This window comes from Streptomyces sp. NPDC001410 (assembly GCF_042895235.1).
GTDB lineage: Bacteria > Actinomycetota > Actinomycetes > Streptomycetales > Streptomycetaceae > Streptomyces.
In genome coordinates, this window is sequence record NZ_JBIAWE010000005.1 from 34,819 (window position 1) to 55,212 (window position 20,394).

General features: G+C 72.0%; 16 protein-coding genes. 10 read left to right on the forward strand and 6 right to left on the reverse strand.

Annotation, left to right across the window (positions count from 1 at the left end; genetic code table 11):
- The first annotated feature begins 3 nt into the window (after positions 1-3).
- Positions 4-480, forward strand: a complete 477-nt coding sequence (locus ACFY3C_RS11925; protein ID WP_386578948.1) for a MarR family winged helix-turn-helix transcriptional regulator — start codon at positions 4-6, stop codon at positions 478-480.
- Between the two features lie 311 nt (positions 481-791).
- Here the strand turns inward: ACFY3C_RS11925 and meaB are convergent, their stop codons facing one another.
- Both meaB and ACFY3C_RS11935 read right to left on the reverse strand, forming a co-directional pair.
- Positions 792-1,748, reverse strand: a complete 957-nt coding sequence (meaB, locus tag ACFY3C_RS11930) for a methylmalonyl Co-A mutase-associated GTPase MeaB (protein ID WP_390770641.1) — start codon at positions 1,746-1,748, stop codon at positions 792-794.
- A 37-nt stretch (positions 1,749-1,785) separates the two neighbouring features.
- Positions 1,786-2,985 carry an acetyl-CoA C-acetyltransferase gene (locus ACFY3C_RS11935; protein WP_390770642.1) on the reverse strand — a complete coding sequence of 400 codons (1,200 nt, stop codon included), beginning with the start codon at positions 2,983-2,985 and terminating at the stop codon, positions 1,786-1,788.
- 150 nt (positions 2,986-3,135) lie between these two features.
- On the opposite strand from ACFY3C_RS11935, the gene mce reads away from it, so the two are divergent.
- The 3 genes from mce to ACFY3C_RS11950 all read left to right on the forward strand — a co-directional run bounded on the left by mce (position 3,136) and on the right by ACFY3C_RS11950 (position 8,752).
- Positions 3,136-3,576 (forward strand): methylmalonyl-CoA epimerase, encoded by a 441-nt coding sequence (gene mce, locus ACFY3C_RS11940; RefSeq protein ID WP_145883619.1) that lies wholly within the window; start codon positions 3,136-3,138, stop codon positions 3,574-3,576.
- Between the two features lie 208 nt (positions 3,577-3,784).
- A complete protein-coding gene (gene scy, locus ACFY3C_RS11945; RefSeq protein ID WP_390770643.1) occupies positions 3,785-7,633 on the forward strand; it encodes a polarized growth protein Scy in 3,849 nt (1,282 codons plus the stop codon).
- A 183-nt stretch (positions 7,634-7,816) separates the two neighbouring features.
- Positions 7,817-8,752 (forward strand): cellulose-binding protein, encoded by a 936-nt coding sequence (locus tag ACFY3C_RS11950; protein ID WP_145883621.1) that lies wholly within the window; start codon positions 7,817-7,819, stop codon positions 8,750-8,752.
- 66 nt (positions 8,753-8,818) lie between these two features.
- Here ACFY3C_RS11950 and ACFY3C_RS11955 read toward each other — a convergent pair whose 3' ends face one another.
- A complete protein-coding gene (locus ACFY3C_RS11955; protein ID WP_390770644.1) occupies positions 8,819-10,345 on the reverse strand; it encodes a PQQ-binding-like beta-propeller repeat protein in 1,527 nt (508 codons plus the stop codon).
- A gap of 151 nt (positions 10,346-10,496) precedes the next feature.
- Between ACFY3C_RS11955 and ACFY3C_RS11960 the strand changes: the two genes are divergently transcribed.
- The 4 genes from ACFY3C_RS11960 to ACFY3C_RS11975 all read left to right on the forward strand — a co-directional run bounded on the left by ACFY3C_RS11960 (position 10,497) and on the right by ACFY3C_RS11975 (position 14,483).
- Positions 10,497-11,450: an ABC transporter ATP-binding protein gene (locus tag ACFY3C_RS11960; protein ID WP_390770645.1), complete on the forward strand. Its 954-nt coding sequence runs from the start codon at positions 10,497-10,499 to the stop codon at positions 11,448-11,450.
- Positions 11,451-11,455: 5 nt separating this feature from the next.
- Complete coding sequence (locus tag ACFY3C_RS11965) at positions 11,456-12,229, forward strand: ABC transporter permease (RefSeq protein ID WP_390770646.1); 774 nt, start codon at positions 11,456-11,458, stop codon at positions 12,227-12,229.
- Between the two features lie 131 nt (positions 12,230-12,360).
- Positions 12,361-13,608: an ABC transporter ATP-binding protein gene (locus ACFY3C_RS11970; protein WP_390770647.1), complete on the forward strand. Its 1,248-nt coding sequence runs from the start codon at positions 12,361-12,363 to the stop codon at positions 13,606-13,608.
- Positions 13,605-14,483 carry an ABC transporter permease gene (locus ACFY3C_RS11975; protein ID WP_390770648.1) on the forward strand — a complete coding sequence of 293 codons (879 nt, stop codon included), beginning with the start codon at positions 13,605-13,607 and terminating at the stop codon, positions 14,481-14,483. The genes ACFY3C_RS11970 and ACFY3C_RS11975 overlap by 4 nt, the downstream gene beginning before the upstream one ends.
- Before the next feature lie 6 nt (positions 14,484-14,489).
- On the opposite strand, the gene ACFY3C_RS11980 is transcribed toward ACFY3C_RS11975, so the two are convergent.
- On the reverse strand, positions 14,490-14,822 hold the full coding sequence (locus ACFY3C_RS11980; RefSeq protein ID WP_390770649.1) for an ATP/GTP-binding protein: 333 nt from the start codon (positions 14,820-14,822) through the stop codon (positions 14,490-14,492).
- A gap of 221 nt (positions 14,823-15,043) precedes the next feature.
- Between ACFY3C_RS11980 and ACFY3C_RS11985 the strand changes: the two genes are divergently transcribed.
- Positions 15,044-16,072 (forward strand): LLM class flavin-dependent oxidoreductase, encoded by a 1,029-nt coding sequence (locus ACFY3C_RS11985; protein ID WP_390770650.1) that lies wholly within the window; start codon positions 15,044-15,046, stop codon positions 16,070-16,072.
- A 116-nt stretch (positions 16,073-16,188) separates the two neighbouring features.
- Here the strand turns inward: ACFY3C_RS11985 and ACFY3C_RS11990 are convergent, their stop codons facing one another.
- Complete coding sequence (locus tag ACFY3C_RS11990; RefSeq protein WP_386578965.1) at positions 16,189-16,581, reverse strand: SCO5389 family protein; 393 nt, start codon at positions 16,579-16,581, stop codon at positions 16,189-16,191.
- Between the two features lie 299 nt (positions 16,582-16,880).
- On the opposite strand from ACFY3C_RS11990, the gene nucS reads away from it, so the two are divergent.
- Complete coding sequence (gene nucS / locus ACFY3C_RS11995; protein WP_389181731.1) at positions 16,881-17,552, forward strand: endonuclease NucS; 672 nt, start codon at positions 16,881-16,883, stop codon at positions 17,550-17,552.
- Positions 17,553-17,622: 70 nt separating this feature from the next.
- Here the strand turns inward: nucS and ACFY3C_RS12000 are convergent, their stop codons facing one another.
- On the reverse strand, positions 17,623-20,187 hold the full coding sequence (locus tag ACFY3C_RS12000) for an ATP-binding protein (RefSeq protein ID WP_390770651.1): 2,565 nt from the start codon (positions 20,185-20,187) through the stop codon (positions 17,623-17,625).
- Between the last annotated feature and the right edge of the window lie 207 nt (positions 20,188-20,394).

Genomic DNA, 20,394 nt, shown 5'->3' on the forward strand with positions numbered 1-20,394 from the left:
TTCATGGAGACCGAGACGGCCACGCGCTGGCTGACCGATGCGGAGCAGTGCGCCTGGCGCACCCACCTGGAGGTCAACAGGCTGTTGACGTACCAGCTCGAAAAGGATCTGCAGCCGTTCGGCCTGACTATGAACGACTACGAGATCCTCGTGAACCTGTCCGAGTCGGAAGACGTGCGGATGCGGATGAGCGATCTGGCCTCCGCGACGCTGCAGTCCAAGAGCCGGCTCTCGCACCAGATCACGCGGATGGAGAACGCGAACCTGGTGCGGCGCGAGAACTGCGAGTCCGACCGGCGGGGGTTGTACGCCGTGCTGACGGAACACGGCATGGAGACGATGAGGAAGGTCGCGCCGCATCACGTGGCGTCGGTGCGGAAGCACTTCATCGATCTGCTGTCGCCGGAGGCCCTGATAGAGCTGGACAAGGGCTTGAAACCGATCGCCGAGCATCTGAGGGGGCAGCGGGGGCGCCCCTGAGGCTCTCCGAGAACCTCGGGCAGCAGCAGCTGGGCCGGGCGATGAGGGCGCCCGCGCAGGCCATCGCCGCCGTCAGGGCCCACAGGTTCGCTGCCAAGCCCGCCTCAGCGATCGTCAGACCGAGACCCACCGCGAAGCGGCACAGCCGTACCCGGGCGGGCGTACGCCACCGCGCTGCCCGCCGAGAGCGCACCCAGCACCCAGGGGACCAGGGCGGTGTCGTACGACCGTTCGGCGGCGAAGGCCGGCACCAGCAGTTCGATGCCGCTGAGGGTCGGTCCCCGGCAGCAACTCGGCCGAGTTGAGGAGCTTCAGCCCTCGGTGAGCCCCGTCACCAGTTCGTCCGCCGCGCGGTACGGGTCCAGTTCGCCTGCCACGATGCGTTCCGCGAGGGCGCTCAGGCGGCGGTCACCGTGGAGGTCGCCGATGCGTTCGCGCAGGGCCGTGACCGCGATGGTCTCCACCTCGCGGGCCGCGCGGGCCCTGCGGCGCTCGTCGAGGACGCCGTGCTCCTCCATCCAGGCGCGGTGCTTCTCCAGGGCCTCGACCACCTCGTCGACGCCCTCGGCGCGGGCCGCGACCGTCTTGACGATGGGCGGGCGCCAGTCGCCGGGACCGCGGGCCTCACCCAGGCCCAGCATGTGGTTCAGCTCGCGGGCGGTGGCGTCGGCGCCGTCCCGGTCCGCCTTGTTGACGACGTAGACGTCGCCGATCTCGAGGATGCCGGCCTTGGCCGCCTGGATGCCGTCGCCCATGCCGGGGGCCAGCAGGACGACGGAGGTGTCGGCCTGGGAGGCGATCTCCACCTCGGACTGGCCGACGCCGACCGTCTCGACCAGGATCACGTCGCAGCCCGCCGCGTCCAGGACGCGGATCGCCTGGGGGGCGGCCCAGGCGAGGCCGCCGAGGTGGCCGCGCGTGGCCATGGAGCGGATGTAGACGCCGGGGTCGGAGGCGTGGTCCGACATGCGCACCCGGTCGCCGAGCAGGGCGCCGCCGGAGAACGGGGAGGACGGGTCGACGGCCAGGACGCCGACCCGCCTGCCCTGTTTGCGGTACGCCGTGACGAGGGCGGAGGTGGAGGTCGACTTGCCGACACCGGGCGAGCCCGTCAGACCGACCACGTAGGCGTTGCCGGTCAGCGGGGCCAGCGCCGCCATGACCTCCCTGAGCTGCGGGGACGCCCCCTCCACCAGGGAGATGAGCCGGGCCACGGCCCGCGGCCGGCCTTCCCTGGCCTGGGCCACCAGAGAGGAGACGTCCTGCATCAAACAGCTCCGTTCACTTCACAGACGTAACTGAAACTCAGGCCTTCGGTACCCGCACGATCAGGGCGTCACCCTGGCCGCCGCCACCGCACAGCGCGGCCGCGCCGACGCCGCCGCCGCGCCGCTTGAGCTCCAGCGCCAAGTGCAGCACGAGCCGGGCACCGGACATACCGATCGGGTGACCCAGCGCGATCGCGCCACCGTTGACGTTCACCTTTTCCGTGGATACGCCGAGGTCCTTCATTGACTGCACGGCGACCGCGGCGAAGGCCTCGTTGATCTCGATGAGGTCCAGGTCGGAGACCTCCAGGCCCTCCTTCTTCAGGGCGTGCTGGATGGCGTTGGAGGGCTGGGACTGCAGCGAGTTGTCCGGCCCGGCCACGTTGCCGTGGGCACCGATCTCGGCGAGCCACTCCAGGCCCAGCTCCTCGGCCTTGGCCTTGCTCATCACGACCACGGCCGCCGCACCGTCCGAGATCTGCGAGGAGGTACCGGCGGTGATCGTGCCGTCCTTGGCGAAGGCCGGGCGCAGCTTGCCCAGGGACTCCACGGTCGTGTCGCCGCGGATGCCCTCGTCCTTGCTGAAGACGACCGGCTCACCCTTGCGCTGCGGGATCTCGACCGGGGTGATCTCGGCCTCGAAGACACCGTTCTTCTGCGCGGCGGCGGCCCGCTGGTGGGACAGGGCGGCGATCTCGTCCTGCTCGGGACGCTGGATGCCCAGGCGCGTGTTGTGCTTCTCGGTGGACTCGCCCATGGCGATGCCCTCGAAGGAGTCGGTCAGACCGTCGTACGCCATGCAGTCGAGCATCTCGATCGCCCCGTACTTGAAGCCCTCGCGGGACTTCGGCAGCAGGTGGGGGGCGTTGGTCATGGACTCCTGGCCGCCGGCGACCACGATGTCGAACTCGCCGGCGCGGATCAGCTGGTCGGCGAGGGCGATCGCGTCCAGGCCGGACAGACACACCTTGTTGACGGTGAGCGCCGGGACGCTCATCGGGATGCCGGCCTTGACCGCGGCCTGGCGGGCCGGGATCTGGCCCGCGCCGGCCTGGAGCACCTGACCCATGATCACGTACTGCACCTGGTCGCCGCCGATTCCCGCACGGTCGAGGGCAGCCTTGATCGCGAAGCCGCCGAGGTCGGCTCCGGAGAAGGACTTCAGCGAGCCCAGCAGCCGCCCCATGGGCGTGCGCGCGCCCGCGACGATCACCGAACTGGTCGTTCCAGAAGACATGAGCTGCGATCCCCTTCCAGCTGCAAAAGAGCCGAGGAGTGAACGAGGGTTTACTTCGAATGTACTGAGTGGCACTCCGTGCCGTCACCGGGCCGTCGGTGTGATCGCGCGCACGTTGCGTAACCACCTCCGTAGCGCTGCACTGAATCCATGCTGACGCGAATCGACCACATCGGGATCGCCTGTCACGACCTCGACGCGACCGTCGAGTTCTACAAGGCCACCTACGGCTTCGAGGTGTTCCACACCGAGGTCAACGAGGAGCAGGGCGTGCGAGAGGCCATGCTCAAGATCAACGAGACGTCCGACGGCGGCGCCTCCTACCTCCAGCTGCTGGAGCCGACCCGCGAGGACTCCGCGGTCGGCAAGTGGCTGGCGAAGAACGGGGAGGGCGTCCACCACATCGCCTTCGGTACGGCGGATGTGGACGGGGACTCCGAGGAGATCCGCGGCAAGGGCGTACGCGTTCTGTACGACGAGCCACGTCGCGGCTCCATGGGGTCGCGGATCACCTTCCTGCACCCCAAGGATTGCCACGGAGTCCTGACAGAACTGGTCACTTCGGCCCCTGTTGAGTCGCCCGAGCACTGACCCCCGTACATAAGGGCCGGTAGGGTTGGGGGCGGTCGTCCCTGTAGGCGGGGGTCGGCCGCATGCCGGGGTCCGGGTTTCGGGGGACGAGCGTCGGGGCAGCAGCCCGTGCTCCGCCGTTGATCTGACACCATTCCCCGGGGGCCCCGTTCGGCGGATGGACGGAGCTCGTTGGAGAAGCTGACCAGGGGACGGATGGGACCGCGCAGTGCGGGGCTACGAGAGCCAGGAGCGAGAGCCGGCGGCTGACGTCGACCACCTCTCTCGGTTCGAGGCCGAGATGAAGCGGCTGAAGACCGAGCGGGAAAAGGCGATCCAGCACGCCGAGGACCTCGGCTACCAGGTCGAGGTGCTGCGCGCCAAGCTGCACGAGGCGCGACGCACCCTGATGACCCGGCCCGCCTATGACGGCGGTGACATCGGTTATCAGGCCGAGCAGTTGCTCCGTAATGCCCAGATCCAGGCCGACCAGCTGCGCCAGGACGCCGAGCGGGAGCTGAGCCAGGTCCGGGCGCAGACCCAGCGCATCCTGCAGGAGCACGCCGAGCAGGCCGCCCGGCTCCAGGCCGAGCTGCACCAGGAGGCGGTCACCCGCCGCCAGCAGCTGGACCAGGAACTGGCCGAGCGCCGGCAGACCGTCGAGTCGCACGTCAACGAGAACGTGGCGTGGGCCGAGCAGCTGCGCGCCCGCAGCGAGTCGCAGGCCCGCCGGCTCCTCGACGAGTCCCGCGCCGAGGCCGACCAGGCCATGGCCGCCGCCCGGGCCGAGGCCGAACGACTGACGGGCGAGGCCCGGCAGCGGCTGCAGAACGACGCCGAGGCGGCACGTGCCGAGGCCGAGCAGATCCTGCGCCGCGCGCGCACGGACGCCGAGCGGCTGCTGAACGCCGCCTCCACGCAGGCGCAGGAGGCCACCGACCACGCCGAGCAGCTGCGCAGCTCCACCGCCAGCGAGTCGGACGCCGCCCGCCGGCAGGCCACCGAGCTGAGCCGGGCCGCCGAGGAGCGCATGGCGCAGGCCGAGGAGGCGCTGCGCAAGGCGCAGGCCGAGGCCGAGAAGCTGGTCACGGAGGCCGAGCAGGCCGCCGCCAAGACGCTGTCGAGCGCCGAGGCCGCGAACGAGACCCGTACGCGTACGGCCAAGGAGCAGGTCGCCCGGCTGGTCAGCGAGGCCACCAAGGAGGCCGAGACCACCAAGGCGGACGCCGAGCAGCTGGTCGCGGACGCCCGTGCCGAGGCCGAGAAGATCGTCGCGGAGGCCTCCGAGAAGGCCCGCACGATCACCGCCGAGGAGAGCGCGACCCAGCTGTCCAAGGCCGCCAAGACCGCCGAGGACGTCCTCAACAAGGCCTCGGACGAAGCCAAGAAAACCACCAAGGCCGCAGCCGAGGAGGCCGAGCGGATCCGCACGGAGGCCGAGGCCGAGGCGGACCGGCTGCGCGCCGAGGCGCACGACATCGTCGAGCAGCTCAAGGGCGCGGCGAAGGACGACACCAAGGAGTACCGCGCCAAGACGGTCGAGCTGCAGGAGGAGGCCCGCCGGCTGCGCGGCGAGGCCGAGCAGCTGCGCGCCGACGCGGTCGCCGAGGGCGAGTCCATCCGCGCCGAGGCCCGCCGCGAGGCCGTGGTGCAGATCGAGGAGGCGGCCAAGTCCGCCGAGGAGCTGCTGGCCAAGGCCAAGGCGGACGCCGACGAGCTGCGGCAGAAGGCCACCACGGACAGCGAGAAGGTCCGCACCGAGGCCATCGAGCGGGCCACCGCGCTGCGCCGGCAGGCCGAGGAGACCCTGGACCGCACCCGCAAGGAGGCCGAGCGGCTCCGCGAGGAGGCCGGTGAACAGGCCGAGGCGGTCAGGTCGGACGCCGAGCAGGCCGCGCGTGAGCTGCGTGAGGAGACCGAGCGCGCGGCCGAGGCCCGTCGCGCCGAGGCCGCCGAGGAACTGACCCGGCTGCAGACGGAGACCCAGGAGCGGCTGGTCGCGGCCGAGCAGGCGCTCACCGACGCCCGCGAGGAGGCTGCCCGGATCCGCCGGGAGGCCGCCGAGGAGACCGAGCGGCTGCGCGCCGAGGCCGCCGAGCGGATCCGTACGCTCCAGCAGCAGGCCGAGGCCGAGGCCGAACGGCTGCGCACGGAGGCCGCGTCCGACGCGTCCGCCTCGCGCGCCGAGGGCGAGGCCATCGCCGTACGCCTGCGTTCGGAGGCCGCCGCCGAGGCCGAGCGGCTCAAGGCGGAGGCCCAGGACACCGCCGACCGGGTCCGTGCGGAGGCGCAGGCCGCCGCCGAGCGGCTCGGCACGGAGGCGTCCGAGACGCTGGCCGCCGCGCAGGAGGAGGCCGCCCGGCGCCGCCGCGAGGCCGAGGAACTGCTCGGCGCCGCGCGCTCCGAGGCCGACCAGGAGCGCGAGCGGGCCCGCGAGCAGAGCGAGGAGCTGCTGGCCTCGGCGCGCAGGCGCGTGGAGGACGCGCAGACCGAGGCGACCCGGCTGGTCGAGGAGGCCGACCGGCGCGCCACCGAGATGGTGTCCGCCGCCGAGCAGCACGCGCAGCAGGTGCGGGACTCCGTCGTCGGGCTGCACGAGCAGGCGCAGGAGGAGATCACCGGGCTGCGCTCGGCCGCCGAGCACGCGGCGGACCGTACCCGCCGGGAGGCCGAGGAGGAGGCGGACCGGGTCCGCGCCGACGCCTACGCCGAGCGGGAGCGGGCGAGCGAGGACGCGTCGCGGGTCCGGCGCGAGGCGAACGAGGAGGCGGAGGCCGCCAAGGCGCTCGCCGAGCGTACGGTCGCCGAGGCGCTCGCGGAGTCCGAGCGGCTGCGCTCGGACTCGGCCGCGCACGCACAGCGGGTGCGCACGGAGGCGTCGGACGCGCTCGCCGAGGCCGACCAGGCCGCGGCGCGCACCCGGGCGGACGCCCGCGAGGACGCCAACCGCATCCGCTCGGACGCGGCGACGCAGGCGGACACGCTCATCACCGAGGCGCGCAGCGAGGCGGAGCGGCTGCAGAACGAGACGGTGGCCGAGGCGGACCGGGTCCGTGCCGAGGCCGTCGCGGGCGCCGAGCAGCTCATGGCGGACGCCACCGACGACGCGGAGCGGCTGCGCGCCGAGGCCGCCGAGACGGTCGGCTCGGCCCAGCAGCACGCGGAGCGGCTGCGCATCGAGGCCCAGCGGCTGCGGGCGGACGCGGAGGCGGAGGCCGAGCGGCTCGTCAACTCGGCGCGCGAGGAGTCCGAGCGGACCCTCGACGAGGCCCGCAAGGACGCCAACAAGCGGCGCTCGGAGGCGGCCGAGCAGGTCGACACGCTCATCACGGAGACCACGGCCGAGGCGGACAAGCTGCTCACCGAGGCCCAGCAGCAGGCGCTCAAAGCCACCGCGGACGCGGAGTCGCAGGCCGACACGATGGTGGGTGCGGCCCGCAGCGAGGCCGAGCGGCTCGTCGCCGAGGCGACCGTCGAGGGCAACTCGCTGGTCGAGAAGTCCCGTACCGACGCGGACGAGCTGCTGGTCGGCGCCCGCCGGGACGCGACCGCCATAAGGGAGCGCGCGGAGGAGCTGCGCGACCGCATCACGACCGAGATCGAGGACCTGCACGAGCGGGCCCGCCGCGAGGCCGCCGAGACGATGAAGTCCACCGGCGACCGCTGCGACGCGCTGATCAAGGCGGCCGAGGAGCAGCTGGCCAAGGCGCAGGCGAAGGCCAAGGAGCTGGTGTCGGAGGCCAACTCCGAAGCGGGCAAGGTCCGGATCGCCGCCGTCAAGAAGGCGGAGGGCCTGCTCAAGGAGGCCGAGCAGAAGAAGGCGTCCTTGATCAGGGAGGCCGAGGAGCTGAAGGCCGAGGCGATCCGCGAGGCTCGGCGCTCGGTCGAGGAGGGAAAGCGCGAACTGGAAATCCTGGTGCGCCGGCGCGAGGACATCAACGCCGAGATCTCCCGTGTCCAGGACGTGCTGGAGGCGTTGGAGTCCTTCGAGGCGCCGTCGGCCGGCAAGGACGGCGGAGTCAAGGCGGGCGCCACCGTGGGCGCCCCTCGATCGGGTGGCAAGCCGTCGGACGGCTAGCGGGTGGCACGGGTTCCGGTGTCTTCTGGGTGCTTTGTCCTGGTCTTTGGCAAGCCGTCCCGCGGTCAGCCACCCAAAAGAGGTGTCATTCTCCAGATCAAACACGTATCCGCTCGATGACACACCGCTTCGGCCCCTAGGATTCCCCCTATCACCTCACCGGTCTCTTTCGACAGGAACCCCATGAGCGACACTTCCCCCTACGGCTTCGAGCTTGTGCGGCGTGGGTACGACCGCGCTCAGGTGGACGAACGAATCTCCAAGCTCGTCTCCGACCGTGACAGCGCTCTCGCCCGCATCACCGCTCTGGAAAAGCGCATCGAGGAGCTCCACCTCGAGACGCAGAACGCCCAGGCCCAGGTGACCGACGCCGAGCCGTCGTACGCCGGTCTCGGTGCGCGTGTCGAGAAGATCCTGCGCCTCGCCGAGGAGGAGGCCAAGGATCTGCGCGAGGAGGCCCGGCGCGCGGCCGAGCAGCACCGCGAGCTGGCCGAGTCGGCGGCCCAGCAGGTGCGCAACGACGCAGAATCGTTCGCTGCGGAGCGCAAGGCCAAGGCCGAGGACGAGGGCGTCCGGATCGTCGAGAAGGCCAAGAGCGACGCCGCCCAGCTGCGTTCCGAGGCGCAGAAGGACGCGCAGTCCAAGCGCGAGGAGGCGGACGCCCTCTTCGAGGAGACCCGCGCCAAGGCCGCGCAGGCCGCCGCCGACTTCGAGACGAACCTCGCCAAGCGCCGCGAGCAGTCCGAGCGCGACCTGGCCTCCCGCCAGCAGAAGGCCGAGAAGCGCCTCGCCGAGATCGAGCACCGCGCCGAGCAGCTCCGCCTGGAGGCGGAGAAGCTGCGCACGGACGCCGAGCGCCGCGCCCGCCAGACGGTGGAGACGGCCCAGCGCCAGGCCGAGGACATCGTGGCCGACGCCAACGCCAAGGCCGACCGCATCCGCTCGGAATCCGAGCGCGAGCTCGCGGCCCTCACCAACCGCCGCGACAGCATCAACGCCCAGCTGACGAACGTCCGCGAGATGCTCGCCACGCTGACCGGCGCCGCGGTGGCCGCGGCCGGCTCCCCCGCCGAGGACGAGCCGATCTCCCGGGGCGTTCCGGCGCAGCAGTCCCGGTAGGCACGGGTAGTCGTACGACGCCGTGAGGGGCGGTGGGACTCGGTCCCACCGCCCCTTCCGCATGCACTAGCGCAGTCCCAGCAGGGGCGGTTGGCTCGTGCCGTCGCCGTTGACGACGACCCAGGTGTCGCCGGCTCGCAGCAGTTGGGCGCCGGTGGCGTACCGGTCCGTGCGCACCGTCGTCCCGTCGTCCTCGCCGATGCGGTGGCCGTGGGCCGTGTCGAGCGTCCACAGCCTGCCGTTCCCGAGCAGGCCGCTCCCGAGCACCGCCACCCGGCCGCGGCCCGCCGGAGCCAGCGCGGCGACCTCACCCAGGTCGGCGTGCCACAGGTGCCGGCCGTCGCGCAGCGCGTAGCCCGAGACCCGGTCGGCAGAGGTGGCACCCGGCTTGGCCGCGGCGACGACGAGTGTGTCCCCGCTGACGGTCGCCCAGAGCGCCGGCCGCGCCTCGAAGGTGTCGTAGGCGCCCGGCAGCGGCTTGAGGTCCTCGTCGTCGCCGGTGAGCGGGATCTGCACCGGGTCGCCGTGGGGGTCGGGGTAGGCCAGGACTGCCGCGACACCGCGCCTGTCCCGTTCCTTCAGCAGGAGGGTGAAGGGGTCGGCGCAGAGCACCATGACCATGTCGGCGGGGCTCTCGATGGGCAGGGCCAGGCTGCCGCGCTGCTTGCCGGTGGTGTTGTCCAGGGTCACCAGCCGTCCGCTGCCGCCGTCCGCCGTCGCGCACGTCAGCACGACCGTGGTGGTGCCGCCGGTGGCGGAGACGACGCTCGGCGCGCACGCCTCGCCGTCGCGGTGCTTCCGGTCCAGGTCGGCGCTCCAGCGCGGTCGGCCGTCGGCCAGGCCGTACGCCCGGACGCCCGTGTCGGTCAGCGCGACGGCCACGTCCCGGTCGGCGGCGAGCAGGCTGTCGCTGCCGGAGGTGAACTGAGCGACGCCGTTGATGTGCCGCTCCCACAGCTTGCGGCCGGTGCGGGTGTCGACACCCCACACCGTGTCGCAGGGCTTGTTGTAGCGCGCGAAGGCGACCAGCCCGACGCCGTCGACGACGCGCTCACTCATCCCGCACACCGACTCGCGTACCGGGGCGCGCAGCGTCCAGCGGCGGTCACCGCCGTGGGCGTCGTAGGAGACGAGCGCGTCGTCGCGCACCCGGACGACGGTCGGGGCGTCCCGGCCCACGGTCCACACGCCCTGCGCCCGCACGGTCGCCGGCCGGTCCGGCGCGGCCTGCCAGGAGGCGTCGAGAACCGGGCCGCGCATCCACAGGTACGCCTGCCGGCCGGGCCAGAGCGCGAGCAGCACGCCCGCCACGGTGAGGACGGCGGGCACGGCCTTGCCGGGACGCCGCTCGGTGAACGACTGGATCGCGCGGGCCAGGACGCCGAACCCGACGAACGTCAGCAGGAACGCCAGAAGGAGAGTGGGGACGGTGCCTTCCGGGCAGTCGTCGCCGCCGCACTCGCCGCCGGGAATGGACGTCCACCCCAGGACATGGAACTCCACCGCGAGCCCGACCGCGGCCCCGGCCGCGACGACCGCCAGCCCCGCCCACACCGCGCCCCGCCCCGTGCGCGGTCTGCTGTCCTCAACCACTTCCGCCCCCGCCCGTGTTCTGTTTTCCGGCGCTCCCCAGCACCGCCCCCGTTGCTCAGGGGAGCTGGAGCATAACCCGCCGGTAGGGGCGCACGGACTCCCTCCGACCGCTCAAGTGGCAGGCGCCCAACACCCGTCTTAGCGTGGCCGCATGATCGAGCTGGCGGGGCTGACCAAGCGGTACGGCGAGAAGCTGGCGGTCGACGGCCTCACCTTCACGGTCAGGCCCGGGATCGTCACCGGGTTTCTCGGGCCGAACGGCGCCGGCAAGTCCACGACCATGCGGATGATCCTCGGACTGGACCGGCCCACCGCCGGGGACGTCCGGATCGACGGGCTGCACTACGCCCAGCTGAAGGACCCGCTGACGTACATCGGGGCCCTGCTGGACGCGAAGGCCGTGCACGGCGGGCGCACCGCGTTCAACCATCTGCTGTGTCTCGCGCAGAGCAACGGGATCCCGAGGCGGCGGGTGGACGAGGTGCTCGACGTCGTCGGGCTCACCGCCGTGGCGCGGAAGAAGGCCAAGGGGTTCTCGTACGGGATGGGCCAGCGGCTCGGGATCGCGGCCGCGCTGCTCGGTGATCCGCGGATCCTGATGTTCGACGAGCCCGTCAACGGGCTCGACCCCGAGGGCATCCACTGGATCCGGAACCTGATGAAGTCGCTGGCCGCGCAGGGGCGGACCGTGTTCGTCTCGAGTCATCTGATGAGCGAGATGGCGCTGACCGCGGATCACCTGGTGGTCATCGGACAGGGGCGGCTGCTCGCCGACACCTCCATGACGGACTTCGTCCGGGAGAACGCACGCAGTTATGTACGGATCCGTTCTCCGCAGCGTGAGCGGCTGCTGGACGTGCTGCACGAGGACGGCATCACCGTCGTGGAGGCGGGCGGCGACGCGCTGGAGGTGGCGGGCGGCAAGGCCGAGCGGATCGGGGAGCTGGCCGCGCGGTACGGGATCGTGCTGCACGAGCTGAGCCCGCAGCAGGCCTCGCTGGAGGAGGCGTTCATGCAGCTGACGGCGGAGTCGGTGGAGTACCACGCGCACGCCGCGCCCGCGCCCGCCCCGCAGGACTGGGGCGCCGGCTGGAAGGGGGCCTGAGGCCCATGGCAGCCCGTCAGGTCATCCGGTCGGAATGGACCAAGATCCGGTCCGTCGCCTCCACGGTGTGGACACTGTCGCTCGCCGTGGTGGTCACGCTCGCCATCGGGACGCTCATCTCCGCGCTGTCGAAGAGCCAGTACGCGAACATGCCGCTGCGGGAGCGGCTCTCCTTCGACCCGACGGTCATCAGCTTCGCGGGCATGACCCTCGGCCAGCTCGCCATGATCGTGTTCGGGGTGCTCGTCGTCTCCAACGAGTACAGCACCGGCATGATCCGCGTCTCACTGGCCGCCGTGCCGCGGCGCGGCACCTTCCTGTTCAGCAAGATCGCCGTGGCCGGCGCGCTCGCCCTGGCCGTCGGCATGGTCACCAGCTTCGCCGCCTTCTTCCTCGGGCAGGCGATGCTCGGCGACCTCGGCACCCGGATCGACGATCCCGGTGTGCTGCGCGCGGTGATCGGCGGCGGGCTCTACATGGCCCTCATCGCGATGTTCTCCATGGGCATCGCCACGATGCTGCGCTCCCCCATGCTGTCGCTCGGCATCCTGATGCCGTTCTTCTTCCTGATCTCCAACATCCTCGGCAACGTCGACGCCACGAAGAAGGTCGGCCGCTTCCTGCCCGACCAGGCCGGCAGCCGGATCATGCAGGTGGTGCCGAGAGTCGGCGACGACACGCCCTACGGCCCCTGGGGCGGGCTGGGGATCATGGCGCTGTGGGTGATCGCAGCGGTCGCGGGCGGTTACGCCCTGCTGAAGCACCGGGACGCCCAGTAGGCATCCGAGCCACGTTTCGCGCCGCCTTGGCTTTACTTACTCTTGGGCGGAACCGTCAGCGCCCGGATATCCTCCTAACCCTTACGGGGGCGTGTGCCCCGCTGTCCTGAACCTTTCGATGGGTGCGGAGCATGATCGAGGCTGTAGGCCTTACCAAGCGCTACGGCGACAAGACCGCCGTGTACAACCTTTCCTTCCAGGTGCGACCGGGAGCCGTGACCGGCTTCCTCGGACCCAACGGATCGGGCAAGTCGACGACCATGCGGATGATCCTCGGGCTGGACAACCCGACGTCCGGCACGGTGACCATCGGCGGCTACCCGTACCGCAAGCTGCCCAACGCCCCCCGCCAGGTGGGCGCCCTGCTCGACGCCAAGGCGGTGCACGGCGGCCGGGCCGCCCGCAACCACCTGCTGAGCCTCGCCCAGCTGTCGGGCATCCCGGCCCGGCGGGTGGACGAGGTGCTCGGGGTCGTCGGCCTGCAGGAAGTGGCGAGGAAACGATCCAAGGGCTTCTCGCTCGGCATGGGCCAGCGCCTCGGCATCGCCGCCGCGCTGCTCGGCGACCCCCAGGTGCTGCTCTTCGACGAGCCGGTCAACGGCCTCGACCCCGAGGGCATCCTCTGGGTGCGCAACCTGATGAAGGCCCTCGCGGCCGAGGGCCGTACGGTCTTCGTCTCCTCGCACCTGATGAGCGAGATGGCGCTGACCGCCGACCACCTCATCGTGATCGGGCGCGGACAGCTGCTCGCCGACATGAGCGTGACGGACTTCATCTCCGCCAACTCCGCCGACTTCGCGCGGGTGCGCACCCCGGACACCGAGCCCCAGCTGCGCGAGAAGCTGTCCTCCGCGCTCACCGAGGCGGGCGGCCACGTGCTGCCGGAGCAGGACGGCGCGCTGCGCGTGACCGGGCTGCCGCTGCCCCGGATCAGCGACCTCGCGCACGAGGCGGACGTACGCCTGTGGGAACTGTCCCCGCACCAGGCCTCGCTGGAGGAGGCGTACATGCGGATGACGCAGGGCGCCGTCGACTACCGCTCGACCATCGACCAGAAGGCGGGCCTGCAGCAGCCCCTGCCGCCCGGCGCCCAGCCGCCCATGCCGGTTCCCGGCCAGGGCCAGCCGGGCTGGTACGCCCCGCCGCCGCCCCAGCAGGGCGGCGGACAGCCGTTCGCGATGCACACGCCGCCCGCGGGGCCGTACGGCGCCGCGCCCGCCGGCGCGCAGGGCGCTCCGGGCGCGGGTGCGCCCAACCCGTACGCGGCCCCGCAGGGGCAGCCTCCGGTGGCCGCTCCCGCGGCCCCGGCCGCAGCACCGTCCCAGCCCGCTCCCGCGGCCCCGGCCGCCGACCTGACCAAGTCCGAGGACGCCCGATGAGCACCCACCAGCCCCCGATGCCGCAGGCACCCGCAGCCGCGCCCGAGTGGCAGGCGGCGCCCGGCGCTCCGTACTCCGGTTACAACTCGCCGATCCCCGTCGTGCGCACCCACCTCGGGCACGCGCTGGCGTCCGAGTGGACGAAGATCAAGTCGGTGCGGTCGACGATGTGGACGCTCGGCGTCTTCGTCCTGCTCGTGGTCGGCATCGGCCTGCTGGCCGGTCTCACGGTGCAGAGCTCCAGCTCCGACCTGGACGGCGAGAGCCCGCTCATGCTCGGCTTCTTCGGTCTGCTGATCGGCATCATGTGCATCATCACGCTCGGCGTGCTGACCACGGCCTCCGAGTACGGCACGGGCATGATCCGTACGACGATGACCGCGTGCCCGAGCCGGGGCCGGGTGCTGGCGGCCAAGTCGATCGTGTTCTTCGTGATCGCCTTCGTGGTGACGCTGGCCACCGTGTCGTTCGTGGCGATGGTGCACGCGTCGATGCTGAAGGGCCACGGCGCGGGCACCCCGTCCAGCAGTGAGTGGCTGAAGGCCACGGTCGGCATCAGCCTCTACATCGCTCTGCTCGGGCTGCTCTCGCTGCTCGTCGGCTCGATCATCCGGCACTCCGCGGGCGCCATCACGATCATGATCGGCGCGGTCCTCGCCCCGCTGGTGCTCGCGCTGTTCATGAACGCGGAGTCGCTGCAGAAGGTGCAGAAGGCACTGCTCGAGTACTCGATCCCGAGCCAGATGGGCGTCTTCTACAACAACACCCTGAGCGAGTCCGGCCCGACGGGCTGGGACCCGCTGTGGATCATCCTGGGCGTGACGGCGGCCGCGTACGCCGGCGCCTACGCGCTGCTGCAGAGCCGGGACGTGTAGCTCAGCTCAGAACTTCGGCGCGTTGCGGGACCGCTGCACCCGGGTGGTGCGGCGGTCCTTCGCGTTCCAGCACGCCTTGTGCCAGTGGCGGCGCTCGTCCACGCCCGAGTGCTCCGGCCAGGCCACCACGTGCGGGACACCGGAGGGGATCATCTGGTCGCAGCCGGGGCAGCGGTAGGTCTTGCCCTCGGCGCTCGCCCCGGCGACATGGCGCACGCTCCACTCCTCGCCCTGCCAGCTCTCGGTGGAATGCCATCCGCCGTACCGGCCGGCCCGGTCGTCCTCGGCCCTCCGGCCGGACGACCCGGCTGCCTTCGGTCGGTTGTGACGCGGGGACACGGGACACCTCTCGGGGCTATACAGGAAGCACGGGCTGCGTCCAGCCTACGCGGCCCCGAGGGGGGTACCCGTAGCATGCCAACCCGCACAAGTCCCCCTCCCGGGCGGCTCATTCTGCAGACAATCCGCAAATCTCCCCGCCAGGCCGTGTCCTAGGCACGTGTCAGACGGTTATGCCGGTTGGGGGAGCTCCGGTCGGAGCCAAGGAAGCAGGAAGAGCGATGCACGTAGGAAGTTTTGTGCTGGCGGCCCAGTTCCCGGGCCAGGGGCCGGGGGAGGCCCTTTACCGGGCGGTCCGCTCGGCGGAGGTCTCCGAGGAGGCCGGGCTGGACGCGGTGTGGCTGGCCGAGCACCACTTCGTGCCGTACGGCACATGCCCGTCGGCGATCACCCTGGCCGCGTTGCTGCTCGGCCGCACCCAGCGTATCCGGGTCGGCACAGCGGTCAGTGTGCTGCCCACCGCGCACCCGGTCGCCCTCGGCGAACAGGCCGCGCTGCTGCATATGACGAGCGGCGGCCGGTTCACGCTGGGCGTGGGGCGCGGCGGTCCATGGGTGGACCTGGAGGTGTTCGGCACGGGCCTCGACGCGTACGAGCACGGGTTCCCGGAATCACTCGATCTGCTGGTGCGCTGGCTGCGCGAACCGTCGGTGTCGGCTTCGGGTAAACGGTTCTCCTTCCGTGAGGTGCCCGTCGTACCGCGCCCGTCGGAGGCGCTGACGGAGACACCCGGGCCCGAGGTCCTGGTCGCCTGCACCTCGCCGGCGAGCGTGCGGCTGGCCGCCGAGCGCGGGCTGCCGATGCTGCTCGGCATGCACGTCGGGGACGAGGAAAAGGCCGAGATGGTCGCCCTGTGGCGGCAGTTCGCGCGGGCCGCGGGACGGCCGGCCGAGGAGATCGCGGGTGCCGCCCATGTCTCGGCCGGCGTCTGCCAGATCGCGGACCGGCGCACGGACGCGGCGGAGACGCTGCTGAAGGCGATGCCGGGGTGGCTGAAACAGGGCCTCGACGCCCACATCACGGTCGATGGCCGGATGCGTGCGATGCGCGATCCGCTCGCGTACACCGAACTGCTCTGCGGGCTGCACCCGGTGGGCACCCCGCGGCTGGCCGCCGACCGGCTCGCGGCCACTTCGGAGCGGACCGGAATCTCCCGGTTCGCCCTGCTCGCCGAGGGGTCGGGCGACCTCGCGGCGACGGAGGAGAACCTGCGGCGACTGGGCGCCGAGGTGCTGCCCCAGCTGCGCTGACCGGCCGCCGACTCCCTTCTGCCGTAAGGCGCTTGCCGCCCCAGTACGAACGCACCTCCCCGTGGGTGGAGCGGCAAGCAAGCGGCTCACCGAGCCGGGAGCACGGGAGCCGCGCGTCAGCAGTCCCGAAGCTCCGGCGACTGGTTCAGCAACTGGCTGCGCACCGAGGTGAAGCGGGCCAATGTCTCGTCCACCGAGGCGTCCAGAGGGAACACCGCCACCCGATGGCAGTTCTGGAAGGCCAGCCGCACACCGAAGTGCCGCTGCAGCGCACCGCGTATGGCGTCACTCGCGAGCGCACGCAGCAGCTGACCGCGTGCCTGCTCGTCCGGCGGGGGCGTCTGGTTGTCGGCGAAGGTTCCGCCGTCCACCTTCAGCTGGGCCACCAGGGAGCTGATCATCTCCCACGCATAGGGCAGGGAGGTCCGGACGCAGTCGACGAAAGCTGCTTCGTCGACCTCGCCTCGCTCGGCCTGTTCGAGTAGGGCCGGTGAGACGTCGAGCGACATGGGTTCTCCTCTCGCACCCCCGACGAGCAGGGGTTGCCTGACAGAAAAGGAAGTTCGCGATATCGAACACGCTCAGTACACAGATCGCGACCTCCCGTTTACTACGGTAAGCAGCGGTCGGTGACCACACCAGCAGAATGCGTATATGGAACGGCCCCTTTAGGCACACAATCGGCCAGGGATGAACAAGAGTTTCCAGGATGAATGGGGTGACCCACCGGGTCCATGTTGACGGTGGGGGCGGGCGGTGAGGAGGGCGAATCGCGTCTACCCGTGGGTGTCGAGTAGCGTTGCCGACCATGCGTCTCGTCATTGCCCGATGCTCGGTCGACTACGCCGGCCGGCTCACCGCCCACCTGCCCTCGGCGCCCCGTCTGATCCTGGTCAAGGCGGACGGCAGCGTCTCCATCCACGCGGACGACCGGGCCTACAAGCCCCTCAACTGGATGTCGCCGCCGTGCACCCTCAAGGAGGGCACGGGCGAGGACGAGGGCGTGTGGACCGTCGTCAACAAGGCGGGCGAGAAACTGATCATCACGATGGAGGAGATCCTCCACGACTCCTCGCACGAACTCGGCGTGGACCCCGGTCTGATCAAGGACGGCGTGGAAGCGCACCTGCAGGAGCTGCTCGCCGACCGCATCGAGACGCTCGGCGAGGGCTACACCCTCATCCGCCGCGAGTACATGACCGCGATCGGCCCGGTGGACATCCTGTGCCGGGACGCGGACGGGCAGACGGTCGCGGTGGAGATCAAGCGCCGCGGTGAGATCGACGGCGTGGAGCAACTCACGCGCTACCTCGACCTGTTGAACCGCGACCCGCATCTCGCCCCGGTCCGCGGCATCTTCGCGGCCCAGGAGATCAAGCCCCAGGCCCGGGTCCTCGCCACGGACCGCGGCATCGGCTGCCAGGTCCTGGACTACGACGCGATGCGCGGGATCGAGGACGACAAGCTGCGGCTGTTCTGACCGGTTTTCCCGGTACGAGCAGAAGGGCGGGTCCGTGCCGGACCCGCCCTTCTGCCGTGCGCGCCGGACGTCACATCACGACGGCCGGACCGCTGCCCACCGGCGCGCTCGCCGAGTCGCTGGAGGTGGGGGACGACGAACCGGTCGTCGTGCTTCCGGTCGTGCCGGCGTCGGTGCCGCCCGTGGTGGTTCCGCCGGTGGTTGTGTCGCCGGTGGTGCCGCCCGTGGTCGTACCGCCGGTGGTCGTACCCCCGCTGGTGCCGCCCGAAGTCGTACCGCCGGTGGTCGTACCCCCGGTGGTGCCGCCCGTGGTCGTACCGCCGGTGGTCGTACCCCCGGTGGTGCCGCCCGAAGTCGTACCGCCGCTGCCACCGGTCGTGCCGCCCGGCGAGCTGGACGAGCCCGACGGCTTGGGCGTCCTGGACGGCGAGCCCGAGGTCTTGCCGCCGGTCGGCTTGCTGCTGCCGGAGGGCCGGGTGGTGGCCGACGGCGACGACGGGTCGGCCGAGGTGCCGTCGGTGCCCGGGTCCGTCGGGGTGTCGGAGGGCGTGCCGGCGCTGCTGGTCGAGCCGCTGTCCTTCTTCGGGTCCGCGCCCAGGCCGCCGTCGTCCAGTCCCTGGCTCGCGGACGGATTGACGCCTACCTGTCCGGCCGGGTTCTTGTCCGCGCTCTCGTGGGACGTCATGCCGAGCGTGACCACCGTGCCGAGGACGGCGACGAGCAGGGCGCCGGAGCCGGCCGCGACCATGTTGCGGCGGGCGAGACGGCGGATGCCGCCCAGCGACTTGAGGGACGGGGGCTGGTGGGTGACCAGGGTGTCGTCGGCTGGGGCGTACGACGCCGGGTAGAGCGCCGGCACCCCACCGGGGGGCGACGCCGACTCCTCGTGGCGGGCGTCCGGTATCTCCTCGCCCGCCATCGGCCCGGGCACATCGCCCGCGAGGTCGGCGACCAGGGCCAGGGCCCGGCGTCCGGCGACGGTGCCCCGCTTGTCGGCGAGCGCCGCGCGCAGGCCGCCCGAGGACTCCAGCTCGGCGCGGGCCCGGTCGAGCTGTCCGCCGCAGAGCGCGAGGATGCCCAACTCGTGGTGGAACCAGGCCTGTTCGGCGACCTCACCGGAGAGCCGGGCGGCCTCGGCACCGGACCGCAGCGCCCGTTCCCAGGCGCTCCAGTGCAGCCCGGCGGCGAAGGCGGGCGCGGCCGTACGGGCGAGCCGTACCGCGACGCTCTCCTCGCCCTCGACCGGAGGCACGGTGTCCGGCACCACGACCGCGAGCGCGGCGAGGACCGCGTCGGCCTCGACGGACACCCGCTCGGGCGTGACCGAGGGGTGCCCGGCCCACCAGGCGTAGTGCTCGGCGGCGGTGAGGGCCCGGGCGGGGGCGTCGTCGGCGTAGCCGGCGGCCTCCAGCTGGGCCGGCACGCCGGCCGCGAGACGGTAGCGGGAGCCGACCGGGGAGACCAGTGCGCAGCTCACGAGTTCACCGAGCGCGGCGTCCGCGTGGGTGTCGCCGACCAGCGCGGGCAGGTGCGCCTGGTGCGGCACCTCGCCGCCGAGGGCGACGGCGAAGCGCAGGGTGGCGCGGGCGGAGGCGCTGAGCCGGGAGGCGAGCAGCGGCGCGGGCGCGGCGGCCTCGCCGAGGGACGGCAGCGGGACGTCCTGCGCCTCCGCCGGGTCCAGGGGTGCCTCGACGGGAACGCGTACGTCCTCGAAGACGCCGTACTCGTCCACCGCGCCGGTGCTGGCGCGCAGTTGGTCGCGCTGCCGGAGCAGGGCGCCGGCCTGGACGAACCGCAGCGGCAGGCCCTCGGACTCGAACCACAGGTCACCGGCCCAGTTGGCCTCCTCCTCGGTGAGGACCCGGCCGACGGCCTGCTCCAGGATCTCGACGCCGGCCGCGCGGTCCAGGCCGGTGAGGAAGACCTCCTCGACGTCGGAGTCGGCGGCGGGCGCGGGGACGTCCGGGGTGGCGCCGAGCAGGAAGGCGCACTCGGGGGTGGCGGCGAGCAGCTCGTCCAGGGCGGCGCCGCCCAGCTCCAGGTCGTCGACGACCACGACCGCGCCGATCTCGGCGACCAGTTCGAGCAACTCGTCGCGTTCGGGCCGGTGCAGGGGGGCGTCGTAGACGGCGTGGAAGAGGTCGTACAGGAGATCGGTGGCCGTGCGGCGGAAGCCGGTGAGGTGGACCACGCCGTCGGGGGCGAGGTCCAGGCAGTCCTCGGCGACCAGGTCGAGCAGGGCGGTGCGGCCGGAGCCGGCGGGGCCGGTGAGGCGCACGGAGCGGCCGCGGGCCAGGAGGCGGACCAGGCGTTCGCGGTCGTCCTGGCGCTCCAGGAGGGCGAGCGTGGGCTGCGCCGGACCCGGCGGCACGGGCGGCCGCGCGGCGCGCTCGGTCTCGGCGCGCTCGGCGGCGGTGCGCTTGCGCGGCCGGCCCGGCCGCTCGTGCGGCGGGCAGGGTTCTATCTCGCTGCCGTCGACCGGATTGACCGTCAGCAGGAAGTCGCCGGAGACCAGCTGCGCCGTGCGGGCGAGCGCGGGCGTGCTCTGGCCGAAGTCGGAGGTGAGGGATTCCCGGGGCGGGCGGCGGCTCGGAGCCTGGCCGTGCTCCCCGGGTCCCGGAGTGATCGGGTCCATAGGTTCAAGCCCCCCAAAAGCGTCGTGTGCCCTGGCAAATACCGGCCCTCCCGGCCTGCTGCACACCGCGCTGTCGCTTCTGGTCCGGGCCCGCTCGATCGAGGGTTGCGAGGCAGCGGGCGACCGAACCCTAAACCTTCGCACAGTATCTACGACAGGGCGGGGTGCCGCGCGGTCCGAAGCATCACAGTCCGGTGAGGATTGCCC

Bases quoted from the DNA above. Each gene is read 5' to 3' on its own strand.
- mce (WP_145883619.1), top strand. From the start codon at position 3,136: ATGCTGACGCGAATCGACCACATCGGGATCGCCTGTCACGACCTCGAC.
- nucS (WP_389181731.1), top strand. From the start codon at position 16,881: ATGCGTCTCGTCATTGCCCGATGCTCGGTCGACTACGCCGGCCGGCTC.
- ACFY3C_RS11975 (WP_390770648.1), top strand. From the start codon at position 13,605: ATGAGCACCCACCAGCCCCCGATGCCGCAGGCACCCGCAGCCGCGCCC.
- ACFY3C_RS11950 (WP_145883621.1), top strand. From the start codon at position 7,817: ATGAGCGACACTTCCCCCTACGGCTTCGAGCTTGTGCGGCGTGGGTAC.
- ACFY3C_RS11970 (WP_390770647.1), top strand. From the start codon at position 12,361: ATGATCGAGGCTGTAGGCCTTACCAAGCGCTACGGCGACAAGACCGCC.
- ACFY3C_RS11965 (WP_390770646.1), top strand. From the start codon at position 11,456: ATGGCAGCCCGTCAGGTCATCCGGTCGGAATGGACCAAGATCCGGTCC.
- ACFY3C_RS11935 (WP_390770642.1), bottom strand. From the start codon at position 2,985: ATGTCTTCTGGAACGACCAGTTCGGTGATCGTCGCGGGCGCGCGCACG.
- ACFY3C_RS11925 (WP_386578948.1), top strand. From the start codon at position 4: ATGGAGACCGAGACGGCCACGCGCTGGCTGACCGATGCGGAGCAGTGC.
- ACFY3C_RS11960 (WP_390770645.1), top strand. From the start codon at position 10,497: ATGATCGAGCTGGCGGGGCTGACCAAGCGGTACGGCGAGAAGCTGGCG.
- meaB (WP_390770641.1), bottom strand. From the start codon at position 1,748: ATGCAGGACGTCTCCTCTCTGGTGGCCCAGGCCAGGGAAGGCCGGCCG.
- ACFY3C_RS11985 (WP_390770650.1), top strand. From the start codon at position 15,044: ATGCACGTAGGAAGTTTTGTGCTGGCGGCCCAGTTCCCGGGCCAGGGG.
- ACFY3C_RS12000 (WP_390770651.1), bottom strand. From the start codon at position 20,187: ATGGACCCGATCACTCCGGGACCCGGGGAGCACGGCCAGGCTCCGAGC.
- ACFY3C_RS11990 (WP_386578965.1), bottom strand. From the start codon at position 16,581: ATGTCGCTCGACGTCTCACCGGCCCTACTCGAACAGGCCGAGCGAGGC.